Annotated in this window: 15 protein-coding genes; 10 read left to right on the top strand and 5 right to left on the bottom strand. The window is 69.3% G+C overall.

From position 1 onward, the window contains the following. Positions 1-26: 26 nt before the first annotated feature. The 5 genes from glcE to glpD all read left to right on the top strand — a co-directional run bounded on the left by glcE (position 27) and on the right by glpD (position 3,594). The gene (gene glcE, locus BM140_RS15365) at positions 27-1,214 is read left to right on the top strand and encodes a glycolate oxidase subunit GlcE (protein WP_091948125.1); all 1,188 of its coding nucleotides are present in this window, start codon (positions 27-29) and stop codon (positions 1,212-1,214) included. A gap of 15 nt (positions 1,215-1,229) precedes the next feature. Continuing rightward, positions 1,230-1,457: a hypothetical protein gene (locus BM140_RS15360; RefSeq protein WP_091948025.1), complete on the top strand. Its 228-nt coding sequence runs from the start codon at positions 1,230-1,232 to the stop codon at positions 1,455-1,457. Positions 1,458-1,602: 145 nt separating this feature from the next. Next, positions 1,603-1,788, top strand: coding sequence for a hypothetical protein (locus tag BM140_RS15355; RefSeq protein ID WP_091948022.1), 186 nt, complete (start codon positions 1,603-1,605; stop codon positions 1,786-1,788). Between the two features lie 8 nt (positions 1,789-1,796). After that, positions 1,797-2,093 carry a hypothetical protein gene (locus BM140_RS15350; RefSeq protein WP_091948019.1) on the top strand — a complete coding sequence of 99 codons (297 nt, stop codon included), beginning with the start codon at positions 1,797-1,799 and terminating at the stop codon, positions 2,091-2,093. A 4-nt stretch (positions 2,094-2,097) separates the two neighbouring features. Next, positions 2,098-3,594 (top strand): glycerol-3-phosphate dehydrogenase, encoded by a 1,497-nt coding sequence (gene glpD / locus BM140_RS15345; protein WP_091948016.1) that lies wholly within the window; start codon positions 2,098-2,100, stop codon positions 3,592-3,594. Between the two features lie 3 nt (positions 3,595-3,597). Here glpD and BM140_RS15340 read toward each other — a convergent pair whose 3' ends face one another. From BM140_RS15340 to BM140_RS15330, 3 genes are all read right to left on the bottom strand, one after another. Continuing rightward, positions 3,598-5,025, bottom strand: coding sequence for a mannose-1-phosphate guanylyltransferase/mannose-6-phosphate isomerase (locus BM140_RS15340; RefSeq protein WP_091948013.1), 1,428 nt, complete (start codon positions 5,023-5,025; stop codon positions 3,598-3,600). Between the two features lie 351 nt (positions 5,026-5,376). Continuing rightward, on the bottom strand, positions 5,377-7,542 hold the full coding sequence (gene scpA, locus BM140_RS15335; protein WP_091948010.1) for a methylmalonyl-CoA mutase: 2,166 nt from the start codon (positions 7,540-7,542) through the stop codon (positions 5,377-5,379). Positions 7,543-7,632: 90 nt separating this feature from the next. Next, positions 7,633-8,115 (bottom strand): hypothetical protein, encoded by a 483-nt coding sequence (locus BM140_RS15330; RefSeq protein ID WP_244535447.1) that lies wholly within the window; start codon positions 8,113-8,115, stop codon positions 7,633-7,635. 143 nt (positions 8,116-8,258) lie between these two features. Here BM140_RS15330 and BM140_RS15325 point away from each other — a divergent pair, with 143 nt between their 5' ends. Then, the gene (locus tag BM140_RS15325) at positions 8,259-9,182 is read left to right on the top strand and encodes a DUF817 domain-containing protein (protein ID WP_091948119.1); all 924 of its coding nucleotides are present in this window, start codon (positions 8,259-8,261) and stop codon (positions 9,180-9,182) included. Here BM140_RS15325 and BM140_RS15320 read toward each other — a convergent pair. Then, complete coding sequence (locus BM140_RS15320) at positions 9,175-9,390, bottom strand: hypothetical protein (RefSeq protein WP_091948007.1); 216 nt, start codon at positions 9,388-9,390, stop codon at positions 9,175-9,177. The two genes, BM140_RS15325 and BM140_RS15320, sit on opposite strands and share 8 nt — an antisense overlap. 447 nt (positions 9,391-9,837) lie before the next feature. Here BM140_RS15320 and BM140_RS15315 point away from each other — a divergent pair, with 447 nt between their 5' ends. The 3 genes from BM140_RS15315 to BM140_RS15310 are packed head-to-tail and all read left to right on the top strand — an operon-like array spanning position 9,838 to position 12,175. Next, positions 9,838-11,007: a S1C family serine protease gene (locus BM140_RS15315; RefSeq protein WP_091948004.1), complete on the top strand. Its 1,170-nt coding sequence runs from the start codon at positions 9,838-9,840 to the stop codon at positions 11,005-11,007. A gap of 54 nt (positions 11,008-11,061) precedes the next feature. After that, positions 11,062-11,472, top strand: a complete 411-nt coding sequence (locus BM140_RS25440; RefSeq protein ID WP_131803845.1) for a hypothetical protein — start codon at positions 11,062-11,064, stop codon at positions 11,470-11,472. A 7-nt stretch (positions 11,473-11,479) separates the two neighbouring features. Beyond that, entirely contained in the window at positions 11,480-12,175 is a 696-nt protein-coding gene (locus BM140_RS15310) for a J domain-containing protein (RefSeq protein WP_091948000.1), read from the top strand. Positions 12,176-12,427: 252 nt separating this feature from the next. Here BM140_RS15310 and BM140_RS15305 read toward each other — a convergent pair whose 3' ends face one another. Beyond that, positions 12,428-13,912: a serine hydrolase gene (locus BM140_RS15305; protein ID WP_091947997.1), complete on the bottom strand. Its 1,485-nt coding sequence runs from the start codon at positions 13,910-13,912 to the stop codon at positions 12,428-12,430. 535 nt (positions 13,913-14,447) lie between these two features. Between BM140_RS15305 and clpS the strand changes: the two genes are divergently transcribed. Then, the gene (clpS, locus tag BM140_RS15300) at positions 14,448-14,846 is read left to right on the top strand and encodes an ATP-dependent Clp protease adapter ClpS (protein ID WP_056249844.1); all 399 of its coding nucleotides are present in this window, start codon (positions 14,448-14,450) and stop codon (positions 14,844-14,846) included. The last annotated feature ends 7 nt before the right edge of the window (positions 14,847-14,853 follow it).

The raw sequence follows: 14,853 nt of genomic DNA, 5'->3' as shown, positions 1-14,853 counted from the left end.
GGCCCGGCGGGATGGAAACCGGGATCATGACGACTCACGCGCCGGCGAGCGAGCAGGAAGCGACGGCCATCGTCGCGCAGGCCGCCGGCCGGTCCGAACGGCTTCGGCTCGTCGGCGGCAACACCAAGGCCGCCTTCGGACGCCCGCCGCAGGACGAGGCGACGCTGGCCAGCACGGGGCTGACCGGCATCACCCTCTACGAGCCCGCCGAGATGGTGGTGGGTGCCCGCGCCGGAACGCCGCTGGCCGAGGTCGAGGCGCTTCTGGCCGAGCGCGGCCAGATGCTTCCGTTCGAGCCGATGGACCACCGGCCGCTGCTGGGCTCCAGCGGGGCACCGACCTTCGGCGCGGTGGCGGCGGTCAACAATTCCGGCCCCCGGCGGATCAATGCGGGGGCGGCCCGCGACAGCCTGATCGGCGTGCGCTTCGTCAACGGGCGTGGGCAAGCGATCAAGTCGGGCGGCCGGGTGATGAAGAACGTCACCGGCCTCGATCTCGTGAAGCTGATGGCGGGCTCCTGGGGCACGCTCGGCCTGCTGACCGAGGTCACCTTCAAGGTGCTGCCGGTCCAGGAGCGGGTCGTGACCCTGGTGCTGACCGGCCTCGACGACGCGGCCGCGGTCGAGGCCCTGTCCGCGGCCCTCGGCTCGCCGTTCGAGCTGACTGGGGCCGCCCACCTGCCGGCCGGGATCGGCGGGGCGGAAGCACGCACGCTGATGCGGATCGAGGGGTTTTCGAAGTCGGTGGAGTATCGCCTCGGCGAGCTGCGCCGACTGCTCCGCCGCCGCGGCGAGGCGACGCTCGTCGAAGGCGAGGACAGCGCCGCCCTGTGGCGCGCCGTGCGCGACGCGACCTTCCTCGCAGAGCACCGGGCGGCGGCGGTCTGGCGCATCTCCACGGTGCCAAGCCGCGGACCGGAGGTGACGGCGGCGGTGGCGCGGGCACGCCCCGCCCGCTGGTTCTACGATTGGGGCGGCGGCCTGATCTGGCTCGCCACCGAGGCGGGCGACGATGCCGGCACGGTCCCGGTCCGTGAGGCCGTGCGGGCGGCGGGCGGCCATGCCACTCTGGTGCGTGCCCCCGAGACTGTGCGGGCCGCGGTTCCGGTGTTCGAGCCTCTGCCCGAGCCGCTGATGCGCCTGACCGCCGGCATCAAGGCCGCGCACGATCCCGCCGGCCTGTTCAATCCGAGCCGGATGTATGCGGGGGTCTGATCCCGCGGAGGCTTCATGCTGACGATCCTCCTCGCCATCGCCCTCGCCGTCGTGCTGGCCCTGATCTTCCTGCGGCGGCGAAACCTCGGCTTCCTGATGTCGCTGGGGAGCCTGCTCGCCGCCCTCCTCATGATGATCTGGATGCAGAACATGGGGCTCCTGCCCGGCAGCCAGGGTCCGCTCAGCGATGCGCGGCCGCAAACCCTGCTGGATGGGCCGAAGCGGGCGCCGGAGGCCCCGTAAGCACACCTTGCGAACGATTCGCGACCGTAACGCCAAACGGGGAATGACGGCGACCGGCGTTCCGCGGGAACCTCTTCGACCCGCGGTGCGTCTGCCGCGGTGAGGGCGGCCCGTCATCCCGGCCACCCGGATACGGAGCCGACCCGTGCGCAGCCTTCTCATCCTTCTCGTCCTGATCGCGGGCGGCTTCGTGCTGACCGCGATGTACATCGCCCCCAAGCAGCCGGAGCTGCGCGGCTGGTACGAGACCAATGCCTGCCCGCATCTCGACAAGATCAGCCCGCAGATCTGTGAGCCGATCCGCGCCGCGAAGGCGACGCAGCCGATCTGAGCGAGCGATTGCCGAGCTTTTTCGACTGGGCGTTCCGTGACCGTCGTACCGGCGCGGTGGTGATCGGTCAGTGGCCGAACCCGCCGCTCTGGCTGTTCGTGGCAGCCTCCGCGGCGGAATGGCTGCTGGAGGCCGTGGCGCCCGGCCTGCCGCCCTGGCTCTTCGCGGGGCTGCGGATCACCGCGCTCGTCGCCCTCGCCGTCTGGGCGATCGACGAGATCGTGCGAGGAGTGAATCCGTGGCGGCGCTTTCTCGGGGCTGTCGTCCTGCTCGGCCTCGGGCTCAGCCTCGCGGGCCGGCTGTGAGGTTGTGAGCGGCGTGTACGACCTCCTCGTCATCGGCGGCGGTATCAACGGGGCCGGCATCGCCCGCGACGCCGCCGGACGCGGCCTGTCGGTGCTGCTGTGCGAGCGGGGCGATCTGGCGGAGCACACCTCGTCGGCCTCGACCAAGCTGATTCACGGCGGGCTGCGCTACCTCGAACATTACGAGTTCCGCCTGGTGCGCGAGGCCTTGGCCGAGCGCGAACGGCTGATGCGGCTTGCCCCCCACATCATCTGGCCGCTGCGCTTCGTGCTGCCGCACGATTCGGGGCTGCGCCCGGCCTGGCTGCTGCGGATCGGGCTTTTCCTCTACGATCACCTTTCCCGGCTGCGGGCGCTGCCAGGCTCGCAATCCCTGAAGCTCACCGCGGACGGCGTCGGGGCGCCGCTGCAGCCGCGTCTCTCCCGTGGCTTCGCCTATTCGGATTGCTGGGTCGAGGACAGCCGGCTCGTCGTCCTCAACGCCCTCGACGCCTCAGAGCGCGGCGCCACGATCCGGACCCGCACCAACGTCGAGTCGGCCCGCCGCGAGGACGGCGCCTGGACCGCGACGCTGCACGATGCCGAGACGAGGCGGCGCGAGACCGTGCGGGCCAGGATCGTCGTGAACGCCGCCGGCCCCTGGGTCGGGCAGACGCTGCTGCGCACGCTGTCGGTCGAGGCGCGGCCGAAGGTGCGGCTCGTCAAGGGCAGCCACATCGTCACCCGCAAGCTCTACGAGGGCGACCAGGCCTACATTCTGCAGCAGCCCGACCGGCGCATCGTCTTCGCGATCCCCTACGAGCGCGACTTCACCCTGATCGGCACCACCGACGTGCCCTACGAGGCCGGACCCGGCCGGGTGACGATCTCGCCTGAGGAGACGCGCTACCTCTGCGACTGCGTAAACCGCTCTTTTTCCAGGGAAATCGGGCCGGACGACGTGGTGTGGAGCTATTCGGGCGTGCGCCCGCTCTTCGACGATGCGGCCGAGAACGCTTCCGCGGTCACCCGCGACTACGTGCTGGAACTCGACAGCGACGGCCCTCCGGTGCTCTCGGTGTTCGGGGGCAAGATCACCACCTACCGGCGGCTTGCCGAGCACGCCCTGGCGAAGCTGAACCTGCCCGGCCTGAAGCCCGCCTGGACCGGCAGCGCGCCGCTGCCCGGCGGCGACGTTCCGGGGGGCGATTTCGACGCGTTTCTCGAGAATTTCCGGGCGGCCTACCCGTTCCTGCCCGATGTTTTGTCGCTCAGACTCGCCCGCGCCTACGGCACCCGCGCCGAAGACATCCTCGGCGACGCGCGCACGCTGTCCGATCTCGGCGAAAGCTTCGAGGGCGGTCTCACCGCCCGCGAGGTCGATTACCTCGTGCGCGCGGAATGGGCGCGGGCGCCCGACGACATCCTGTGGCGGCGCACGAAGCTCGGGCTGCGCACCGGCCGGCAGGGCGTGGCGCGGCTCGCCCGGCATCTCGCCGGGCGGACGACCCGCGCGGGTTGAACCTCAGCGCCCGTAGACGTCCTCGACGCGGATGATGTCGTCCTCGCCCGTATAGGAGCCGACTTGGACCTCGATCAGCTCCAGCGGAATCTTGCCGGGATTGGTGAGGCGATGCATCGAGCCGATCGGCAGATAGACCGCCTCGTTCTCGTGGACGAGGATGATCTGCTCGTTGAGCGTGACCTCGGCGGTGCCCTTCACGACAACCCAATGCTCGGCCCGGTGGAAGTGCTTCTGCAGCGAGAGCCGCCCGCCCGGCGTCACCATGATGCGCTTCACCTGGAAGCGCTCGCCGATATCGATGCGCTGGTACCAGCCCCAGGGGCGGTACATCCGGCGATGGGCATCGGCCTCCGGATGGGCCTTCTCGCGCAAGACGCCGACGAGGTCCTTGACCTTGCCCGAGCGCGCCTTGGACGAGACCAGCACGGCGTCGGGGGTCGCCACCACCACCACGTCGTCGAGGCCGACCACGGTGGTCAGGCCCTCGCCCTCGCTGTGGACGAGGCTGCCCGTGGTTTCGACCAACTCGACCCGGCCGCGCACGGCATTGCCCTGCGGGTCGCGGTCCAGCACCTGCCACACCGCGTCCCAGGTGCCGACATCGGACCACGCGAACGACACCTTGAGCACGCCGGCCCGATTGGTGCGCTCCATCACGGCGTAGTCGATCGAGGTTTTCGGCGCCCGCGCGAAGGCGGTGCGGTCGAGGCGCACGAAGTCGAGATCGGTGGTGGCGGCCTCGAGGGCCGCGCGGGCGGCCTCGAGGATGTCGGGGGCGTGGGCTTCGAGTTCGCCGATCATCACGTCGGCGCGGAACAGGAAGTAGCCCGAGTTCCACAGGGCGCCCTCGTCGATCAGGCGCTCGGCCCCGGCCGCGTCGGGCTTCTCGACGAAACGCTCGACCCGGTGGACGCCGGGGGCGCCGGGCACCGCGGCGCCCATGCGGATGTAGCCGTAATCGGTGGCCGGGCGGTGCGGGGCGATGCCGAGCGTCATGATCTGGCCGAGCCGCGCTCCGGCGGCGGCTTGGCGCGCGGCTTCGGCGAAGGCGACGGCATCCTCGATCACGTGGTCGGCGGCCAGGATCAGCACCACCGTCTCCGGCCCCTGCCGCGCGGCGTGGAGGGCGGCGACGGCGACGGCGGCGGCGGAATCGCGCCGATCCGGCTCCAGCACGATGTCGGCGGAGACGCCGGCCTGGGCGAGCTGCTCGGCGACGATGAAGCGGGACTCCGCCGAGGCGATGACGGTGGGCTTGGTGAAGACGGTCTCGTCGGACACGCGCCGCGCGGTGGCCTGGAAGGTCGAGGAATTCGGATCGACGAGCGGCGTGAACTGCTTGGGCATGCTCTCGCGGGACGCCGGCCACAGCCGCGTACCCGAGCCGCCGCACAGGATCACTGGAAGAATCCGGCCCCCATCGGACATCACGCCATCCCTCTCAAATCGTGGCGGCCAATCCCGCGGCGCAACAGACCGGGGCGGCGCATCGCGCCCGTGACCGAAGACTGCCCAAGCTCGCGCAAAGCGAGTGCACGCAAGCGGCAGGCCACCCATTCGGGGTGTCTTAGCCCAACATGCCGCGCTGCACCACGGGATTCGAAACCGGGCGAGCGCCAGGCGGGATGGATCGGTTCGCAGGCGCGAAGGCCGTGACGTTCCGTCCGGAGGCCTCGGGTGCAGCCGGCCCCGGCCGATGCCGGGGCCAATTGCACGGAGCACGCATCGCTCCCGGAATCCGACGGCGGCCTCGCCCTTCGCGCGAGGCCGCCCTACGCCTTACTCCGCCGCCTGACGCTCGCCGTAGCCGAGGCGGTCGTTCAATTCGCCGAGCAGCTTCACCGCGGCTTCGGCGATGACCGTGCCCGGCGGGAAGATCGCCGAGGCGCCCGCGGCGTAGAGGGCGTCGTAATCGCCCGGCGGGATGACGCCGCCGATCACGATCATCACGTCGTCGCGGCCCTCCTCCTTCAGCGCCGTCTTCAGTTCCGGCACCAGCGTGAGGTGGCCCGCCGCCAGCGAGGACACGCCGACGATGTGCACGTCGTTCTCCACCGCCTGCCGCGCGGCTTCCGCCGGCGTGGCGAAGAGCGGCCCGATATCGACGTCGAAGCCGAGATCGGCGAAGGCCGAGGCGATCACCTTCTGGCCGCGGTCGTGCCCGTCCTGGCCCATCTTGGCGACGAGGATACGCGGGCGGCGCCCGTCATTCTCCTCGAAGGCCTCGACGAGGCCGCGCACCTTCTCCACCACCGGCGACATGCCGCCCACCTCCCGCTTGTAGACGCCCGAGATCGAGCGGATCTCGGCGCGGTGACGGCCCCAGGCCTTCTCCAGCGCCTCCGAAATCTCGCCCACCGTGGCCTTGGCCCGCGCCGCGTTGACCGCGAGTTCGAGCAGGTTGTCGCTCGTGTCGACCGCCTTGGTCAGGGCGGCGAGCGCCGCATCGACGTCGGCCTGGTTGCGCTCGGCGCGCAGGCGCTTGAGCTTGTCGATCTGCATCGTGCGGACGTTGTGGTTGTCCACCCGCAGCAGCTCGATCTTCGCCTCGTCGTCGGGCTTGTACTTGTTGATGCCGACGATGGTCTGGCGGCCGGAATCGATCCGGGCCTGGGCGCGGGCCGCCGCCTCCTCGATGCGCAGCTTCGGAATGCCGGCCTCGATGGCTTTCGCCATGCCGCCCAGGCTCTCGACCTCGCGGATATGCTCCCAGGCCCGCGCGGCGATGTCCGCCGTCAGGCGCTCGACATAGTAGGAGCCGCCCCACGGATCGATGATGCGGGTGGTGCCGCTCTCCTGTTGGAGGAACAGCTGCGTGTTTCTCGCGATGCGTGCGGAAAAATCGGTCGGCAGCGCCAGCGCCTCGTCGAGCGCGTTGGTGTGCAGCGACTGCGTCCCGCCTTGGGTCGCGGCCATCGCCTCGATGCAGGTGCGGGTGACGTTGTTGAACACGTCCTGCGCGGTCAGCGACCAGCCCGAGGTCTGCGAGTGAGTGCGCAGCGGCAGCGACTTATCGTTCTTCGGATCGAACTCCTTGACGAGCTTGGCCCAGATCAGGCGCGCGGCCCGCATCTTGGCGATCTCCATGAAGAAGTTCATTCCGATCGCCCAGAAGAACGACAGGCGCGGGGCGAACTGGTCGATGGTCAGGCCCGCGGCCAGACCCGCCTTGATGTATTCGACGCCGTCGGCGAGCGTGTAGGCAAGCTCCAGATCCTGCGTGGCGCCAGCCTCCTGCATGTGGTAGCCGGAAATCGAGATCGAGTTGAACTTAGGCATATTTTTGGAAGTATATCCAAAAATATCCGAGATGATCCGCATCGATCCCTTGGGGGGATAGATGTAGGTGTTGCGGACCATGAATTCTTTCAGGATGTCGTTCTGGATCGTGCCGGCGAGCTTTTCCGGCGGCACGCCCTGCTCCTCGGCCGCGACGATGTAGAGGGCGAGCACCGGCAGCACCGCGCCGTTCATCGTCATCGACACGGTCATCTCGTCGAGCGGGATGCCGGAGAACAGGGTCCGCATATCGTAGATCGAATCGATCGCGACGCCCGCCATGCCGACATCGCCCGAGACGCGGGGATGGTCCGAATCGTAGCCGCGGTGGGTGGCCAGATCGAAGGCGACCGAGAGGCCCTTCTGACCGGCGGCGAGGTTGCGGCGGTAGAACGCGTTCGAATCCTCGGCCGTGGAGAAGCCGGCATACTGCCGGATCGTCCAGGGCTGGGTGACGTACATCGCCGGATAGGGGCCGCGCAGATAGGGCGGCAGGCCGGGGAACGAGCCGATCCCCTCCAGCCCCTCGCGATCCTGCGGGCCGTAGAAGCCCTTCACCGGGATGCCCTCGGGCGTCATCCACGGCTCGCCCACCGGCGGGGGCGGCGCCTGGAACGACTGGCCCGAAAGGCTGAGCGAGGCGAAATCGGGGATCCGGGAAGGCATGCGGCGGTCTCGGCGGGGTCGGAGGACGACAAATTTTCTTGCGCATTATAGGCAAGCCACCAAACGCGGCTACTGTCCAGAAGGCGGGTCTCAGGCTCGCCGCTTGTCTGCGAGGAAGCGCCTACCGGACTCGCGGCGGATGCTCGGCGCCGGCCCCGTGGGCGCCGCGAGCCAAGCCCGGCGCAGCGCGATCAGGTGCTTGAGCCGCTTCATCCGCTCGCGCTTGCAGCCGCAATCCCAGGAGCAGTCGAAGTCGCTGCCGCTCACCCCGCCCTCCCCCATGAGGGCGCCGAGGATCGTCACGACGAAGCCGGCGATGACCACGAAGGCGAGCACGGCGATCGGCCACGCCAATCCGAGCCCGACGAGAGCGGCGAGAATCAGCTTCAGCCCGAGCGAGGCCGCGACCTTGGCCTTGAGCAACACCAGCAACGTCGCCCCAGCACCGAGCCCGCCGCGAAGCCCCCGGAACAGCCGCCGCCTCAGCCGCGCCCGTGCGATCAGCCCGTCGAGCCGGGCGAGTTCGCGCTCCACGCGCCGCATCGTTCCGTGCCGCTCCGCGATGGCCTGCACGCGCCCTCCCCTGGCATCACAAGTCCACGATCCCGCTCGCGACGCGGGGGACAGCCAACGCCAAACCGCCGCTTTCGTCCATTCCGGTGGGACTCGAAGCGTGACGGCACGCACCGGAGGAAGCGATGCAGAGGTCGGAATCGATGCGGCGCCCGAGTGCCGCGCGCAACTGGCCGTTCCTCGCCGGCTTCGTCGCCGCCGAGCGCCGGCTCGGCGAGCGGGCGCAGAGGGCGAAGCGGGTCGCGGCCTTCGCCTACGAGTTCCTGCGGTTCGGGGTGAAGCAGGGCTGGGCCTGCCTGTTCGCCGGGCTGATCTGCGCGCTCCTGATCGGCACGTACCTGTTCTATCCGGCGGACGCCGCGCTGACCCGCTACGACTTCCTGACGCTCGCAGCCCTCGCGATCCAGATCGCGCTTTTGGCGCTCGGCATGGAGACCTGGGAGGAGGCGAAGGTGATCGCGCTCTACCACCTCGTCGGGACGGCGATGGAGCTGTTCAAGACATCGGCCGGCTCGTGGATCTATCCGGAGCCGAGTTTTTTGCGGATCGCGGGCGTGCCGCTCTTCACCGGCTTCATGTATGCGAGCGTCGGCTCGTACATCGCCCGCGTCTGGCGGCTGTTCGACTTCCGCTTCACCCGGCATCCGCCGCTGGTGCTGACGCTGCCGCTGGCCGGCGCGATCTATCTCAACTTCTTCAGCCACCATTACGTGGCCGACCTGCGCGTGGTCTTGTTTGCCGCCACCGCCCTGCTGTTCGGGCGAACGGTCGTGCACTTCAAGGTCTGGCACGTGCACCGCTCGATGCCGCTCGTCGTCGGCTTCGGGCTGGTCTCGCTGTTCATCTGGCTCGCCGAGAACATCGGCACGGGCGCCCGCGTCTGGCTCTATCCGAGCCAGGCGGCCGGCTGGTCACCGGTCTCGGCGGCCAAGCTCGGCTCGTGGTTCCTCTTGATGATCGTGTCCTATGTGCTGGTCACGCTGGTGAACCGGCCGGAGCCGATGCCGGAGGTCGCTCCCCCGGCATCCGAGGCCGATCCCCGGCACTTCAGCGGATCGATCAGTTGAGGTAGGTGCGGATCCAGTTCGGGGAGAGGATTTCGCCCTCCTCGGTGATGATCCAGGGCTGCTGGGCCGGGTCGCCGAGCGCACCCTTCGCGGCGGCGAGGGCCTCGCGCAGGGTGTCGTAGCGCGCGGGCTGGGCCAGCGGCGAGGAAGCCGGCAGGGTGCGCCAGATGGTGAGGTCTGCAGGTCGTTCGAGAGCTTCGGTTTCCATCTCTTGTTCTTCCTTCCGAACCGTGTTCGTCCGCAGAGGACCGTCGCGACGATCCGTGTCATCGCGCCGACCTGCGAAGAGCTTCCAGGGTGATCCAAGCATCTCTGGGGCGGCTTTGCGATCAATTCGGGTGCTCGTCATCCGAGCGGCCACCGTTTCGTCGCAGTTCCTCGCGCCGACCTTGCCTTGATTTGGTCAAGGATTGGTCCGCGCCCGCCCACCGATGCTTTTTCATCAGTGTTTCGACACTGCGTGGGAAACAGTGACCAAGTGGTTACTCCCGATGCCTGAGCGTGGCCGTGCGCTGCCACACCCTCCCGACGGCCTCGGGAAAACGGGGATTCGTTGAAAGCCGGCCACACCCGACACAGCTAAGCCCAAGTCTTGTGTCGAGCGCTCGGTGCCGAGCCGGCCCGACCTCCTCCTGGGTCTCGAGAGAACCGTCCGGTGCCTGACCGTTTCGTGCGCATCGCCCTCGGGGTGACGCTGGGCCTGCTCGTCGCCTTCGTGGCGCAGCCCTACATACTGGCCTTCCTCTATTCGGCCGACAGCCCCCGCGCGGTGACGGCGCGGGGCGACCTCTCGGCGCTGGAAAGAAGCACCGTCGATCTGTTCGCCCGCGCCTCCCCGTCGGTGGTCCACGTCTTCGCCCAGGCCGCCGCCCGCGAGCAGTCCCTGATGGAGCCGGACGACGAGTTCGGGCAGTTCGGCCAGGGAGACGAGGGCGGCAGCCGGCAGCAAGGCGGCAGCGGCACGCAGACCGGCACCGGCTTCGTCTGGGACGCGGCCGGCCACGTCGTCACCAACAACCACGTGGTCGAGGGCGCGACCAAGGGCGGCGGCTCGATCTCCGTGCGGCTCGCCTCCGGCGAGGTGGTGAGCGCCCGCCTCGTCGGCACCGCCAAGAGCTACGACCTCGCCGTGCTCCAGCTCGGGCGCGTCGCCAAGATGCCGCCCCCCTTGGCGCTCGGCACCTCCGCCGACCTGAAGGTCGGGCAATCGGCCTTCGCCATCGGCAACCCGTTCGGTCTCGACCACACCCTGACGACCGGCGTCATCAGCGCGCTCCAGCGCCGGCTGCCGACCCAGGAGGGGCGGGAACTCGCCGGCGTCATCCAGACGGATGCGGCGATCAACCCCGGCAATTCCGGCGGGCCGCTGCTCGATTCCGCAGGGCGCCTCATCGGCGTCAACACCGCGATCTACTCGCCCTCGGGGGCGAGCGCGGGCATCGGCTTCGCGGTGCCGGTCGACGTGGTCAACCGCGTGGTGCCCGACCTCATCAAGAACGGGCGCGTGCGCAATCCCGGCATCGGGATCATCGCCGGCCAGGAGGCGGCGGCGGCGCGCCTCGGCATCGACGGCGTGGTGGTGGTGCAGGTGCTGCCGGGCTCGCCCGCCGCGCAGGCGGGCCTCACCGGCATCGACCGCCGCACCGGCGAGATCGGCGACGTCATCGTCGGCGCCAACGGCCGCCCGGTCCATCGCTTGGCCGACCTCACCGCAGTGGTGGAGGATGCCGGGCTCGACAAGCCGGTCAACCTGCTGGTGGAGCGCGACGGGCGGGTGCGGACCGTGCGGGTGACGACCGCGGATGTGACGCAGTCGCGGTTGTGAGGATTCGAGAGGAGTTGCCACGACCATCGACCTTGATCGAGCTGGAGTCCTGCGTTGGACTTTTCCGATCTCCCATCATTCATCAATGTGATGTGCCATCCTGGATTTAATCTCGTGCTGTTTGCTGTCAGCACGCTCATTCTGGCGTTTGCACTGACCGGCTCCGCGATCCGGCAAATGGAATCTCGCATTCCTAATCTGGATCGATACAGCGCAGGCAAATTGCTCGCCCTCCTCTCGCAGAGCGGCCATCGCGTCGCTTGTGCGAGCGAGGACAGGCCGATCTTCGACGAAATCCGCAGAGAGGGGACGATCCGCATGGCGGTCATGTTCCTCTTGCTCGGATTTTTCTTCATGGGATTTCTGCCCAGGGCGACCGGCTGCCTTCCGGCACCAACGACCACGAAAGAGCGTGGCGGAAGCGGCCTCATGCCAGCTTTACCTGGCCCCCAAACCGGCCGATGACGCAAAAATGCTCATCGCCCTCGGCCTCTTGGCGCTCGTCGGGTTCTGGTGGCTCGGCCGAAGTGGCGGGCGCCTTCCATTCGGGCTCACCCCGCGCCGGCTCGCCGGCTACGCCGCGTTCGCCGCGGCCTTCCTGCTGTCGCTGCGCGGCAGCCTCGTGCTCGCGGGCGTGATCGGCCTCGCGGGGGTGTGGCTGCACGAGGGGCGCAACGGCGTCTTTCGCCGCATTCCGGGCCTGCGCGGCGCGCCGCAGCCGCAGCGACGGCGCACCGCCTCGGTCGAACTCGACCTCGCACCCGACGGCGCGCCGCTCGACGGCCACGTCTTCGTCGGCCCCTATGCGGGCCGCCGCTTCTCGGAGGTGCCGCCCGCCGATCTGGCCGAGCTGTCGCTGCTGCTGGCCGGCAACGACCCGGAGGGGGCGCGGCTGCTACAGGCGTATCTCGACCGCCGGCATCCCGGCTGGCGTGTAGACGCTGATGGCGACCTTGACCCGCGGCCGGGCCGCCCGGCGAAGCCAGGGACGATGTCGGAGCAGGAGGCCTATCAGGTCCTGGGGCTTGAGCGCGGGGCGACCCTGGAGCAGGTCCGGGCGGCCCATAGGGCGCTGATGAAGAGCGCCCACCCCGACCAGGGCGGCAGCGTCGAGCGGGCGGCGCGCGTCAACGCGGCGCGGGACAGGCTGTTGGACCGACATCGCTGATACTCCACGCGCGTTGTCAGATTCTTTCTCGGTATTCAGGCGCAGTCGAACGGACGGCACCTCTCCCCTCCCCCTGTGGGGGGGGGTAGGGGCGGGGGTCGCGCAGGAGGCACCGTGCCGGTCCCTTCTGAACCACCCCCACCTCCTCCCTCCTCCCCACAAGGGGGAGGAGAGCGCCCACCTGAAGCGGTGAGGAAGCGGAAGACAAAAGGACTGGCCCTGAACGAGGGTCGGCCCCTTGCTTTCAAAAACTCAGCTCCGGGTCGCGAAGCAGGTAAAACCGTTCTTCTTCAGCGTGGCGCAGGCGTCCTGGGCGGCGCTCTGCTCGGTGAAGCCCGAGAAGCGGGCGCGGTAGAGCGTGGTGCCGCCGTGCGTCACGCGGACGGTGTAGGGGGCGGCCTTGGCGAGCGCGCCGGTGCGGCTGCGAGCGTCGGAGAGGATCGACTTGGCCTTGTCCTCGTCGTCCATGGCGCCGAGCTGGATCACCCACGGGGTCGGCGTGACCGGGCGGAAGGCCTCGGAGCGGGCGTCCTTCGGCGGGGCTTCCGTGCGGGAGGCCACGCCCTCGACGGCGGGAAGCCGCGCGGTGGTCTTGCCGCCCGCGGTCGGGAACGGGGCCTGACCCGCCGGTCCCGCATAGGCCTGGGCGGCGCCGGGCAGAGCCTGGAGCCCGGGGCGGCGCATGCCGGGGGTGGTGGTGCCGACGGAGGCCGGCGGGGAGATGCTGGTGGAGCTCGTGGTCTCGACCTCGTCGTCCTCTTCGGCCGAGGCGACCTCAGTGCGGGTGCGCGAGCCGGCATCCGCGATGACCGCTGGGCGGCCGCGCTCGGCGACTTCGGTGACCGGGTTCGTCTGACGGGCGCCGGCATAGGCGCGGGGCAGGCTGGAGCGGACGAGGTCGGCCATGATCCGGTCGCGGCTCGCGCCCGACTTGCCGCCGAGCACGATGGCGACGATCTGCCGGTCGCCGAGCTTGGCGGCGGTCATCAGGTTGAAGCCGGAATCGCGGGTGTAGCCGGTCTTGATGCCGTCCACGCCCTCGACGGTGCCGAGCAGGCGGTTGTGATTGCCGATGACCCGGCCGCGGAAGGCGAAGGAGCGGGTCTGGAAGTAGCGGTAGTAGCGCGGGAAGCGGTCCTGGATGGCGCGCGCCAGGATCGTCAGGTCGCGCGCCGTGGTGATCTGGTCCGGATCGGGCAGGCCCGAGGCGTTGGAATAGTTGGTGCGGCTCATGCCGAGCGACTTCGCCTTGCGGGTCATCATCTCGGCAAACCGCGGCTCGGAGCCGGCGATGTTCTCGCCGATGGCGCAGGCCACGTCGTTGGCCGACTTGGTGACCAGCGCCTTGATCGCCTCCTCGACCGTGATGGTCGAGCCGGGGCGAAGACCCAGCTTCGACGGCGCCTGGGCGGCGGCGTTGGCGGTGATGGTGAGGTCGGAATCGAGCTCGTAGCGGCCCTTCTCCAGCTGCTCGAACAGCATGTAGAGAGTCATCACCTTGGTGATCGAGGCCGGGTGGCGCAGCGCGTCCTCGTTGACCGCGTGCAGCGTCTTCCCGGATTTCACGTCCACCACCATGGCGGCATAGGGGGGGCTATAGCCGCCGCCCGCCGGGCGGTGATGGCCGCCGCGCTTCCTCGCTTCGGCGGGCGCCACCGCCGCGGTGAGGATGCCCGCCGCCAGGAGCACGACGGCGGCAGCGCGGGACCCCATGGTCCGGCCTTCTACGCGACGCATCTCGAAACCTTCGCCTCGACCGCCGGGGCTCGGGCCCGGCTCGCACCAGTCGTCCGCGGATGGCCGGCTGGCCGAATTCCGCAATGTCTGGAAGCCACGGTAGGCGCGACGCGGTTACGCGGGCGTTAATGCTGTGCACCATGGAAGCGAGATCGTCGTTTCGCCTCAGGGGTTAAGCGGGTGTGAAGGAATTCGGGGCGCCCGTCTCGATGCGAACATCGGGGCGAGGCGATCGCGCCGGGACCGTCCGCCCGGGCGGCCGAGGTTGCGGCGGCGCCAGGTCTCGCCCACTCGCTTAGGTGTCTCTCCGGAACTCTCGCTGCGCCGTCGCGCCCGGAGAGGACACCGGCTTTGAACGGGAGTTTTGTGAGGCACCCTAAAATCACGCGCGGCTCCATCGTCCATCCCAGGCGAGGGACAGTTTCACGCACCTCACTGGCGCACTCGATTTTCGGCCTATAGATTGCCTCTCAAGGGCACCGCTCCCGCCGGGGGCGGGCAACCCAAGACCGCCAAAAAGGTCGCTGACATTCCGATGACTCTTACGTCGATCCAGGAGGGCGCGGCATCGCGGGCGGAGCGGGGGCTCCGGCCCGTCGTCGCGGCCTCGACCCCGCGGGGCCCGGGCGACGACGACCGGTCCGGCACCGCCATCATCACCCGCACCAAGCCGCGGGCGAAACGGCCGAGCCTGTACCGCGTTCTCCTTCTGAACGACGACTACACCCCGATGGAGTTCGTCGTTCACGTGGTCGAGCGGTTCTTCAACAAGAGCCACGACGACGCCTACCAGATCATGATGCACGTCCACCAGAACGGTGTGGGGGAGTGCGGCGTGTTCACCTACGAAGTGGCGGAGACGAAGGTGACGCAGGTGATGGATTTCGCCCGCAAGCACCAACACCCGCTTCAGTGCGTTATGGAAAAGAAATAGGCATCCA

The sequence above is a fragment of the Methylorubrum salsuginis genome, from assembly GCF_900114375.1.
Taxonomy (GTDB): domain Bacteria; phylum Pseudomonadota; class Alphaproteobacteria; order Rhizobiales; family Beijerinckiaceae; genus Methylobacterium; species Methylobacterium salsuginis.
Note: the sequence above shows the minus strand (reverse complement) of the source record. Positions and strands in the feature narration are given on the sequence as shown.

What these genes read in the sequence shown, in the direction of transcription:
- BM140_RS15340 (WP_091948013.1), bottom strand. Translation starts at nt 5,025, where the DNA reads ATGTCCGATGGGGGCCGGATTCTTCCAGTGATCCTGTGCGGCGGCTCG.
- BM140_RS15360 (WP_091948025.1), top strand. Translation starts at nt 1,230, where the DNA reads ATGCTGACGATCCTCCTCGCCATCGCCCTCGCCGTCGTGCTGGCCCTG.
- scpA (WP_091948010.1), bottom strand. Translation starts at nt 7,542, where the DNA reads ATGCCTTCCCGGATCCCCGATTTCGCCTCGCTCAGCCTTTCGGGCCAG.
- BM140_RS15320 (WP_091948007.1), bottom strand. Translation starts at nt 9,390, where the DNA reads ATGGAAACCGAAGCTCTCGAACGACCTGCAGACCTCACCATCTGGCGC.
- glcE (WP_091948125.1), top strand. Translation starts at nt 27, where the DNA reads ATGACGACTCACGCGCCGGCGAGCGAGCAGGAAGCGACGGCCATCGTC.
- BM140_RS15325 (WP_091948119.1), top strand. Translation starts at nt 8,259, where the DNA reads ATGCGGCGCCCGAGTGCCGCGCGCAACTGGCCGTTCCTCGCCGGCTTC.
- BM140_RS15305 (WP_091947997.1), bottom strand. Translation starts at nt 13,912, where the DNA reads ATGCGTCGCGTAGAAGGCCGGACCATGGGGTCCCGCGCTGCCGCCGTC.
- clpS (WP_056249844.1), top strand. Translation starts at nt 14,448, where the DNA reads ATGACTCTTACGTCGATCCAGGAGGGCGCGGCATCGCGGGCGGAGCGG.
- BM140_RS15310 (WP_091948000.1), top strand. Translation starts at nt 11,480, where the DNA reads ATGCTCATCGCCCTCGGCCTCTTGGCGCTCGTCGGGTTCTGGTGGCTC.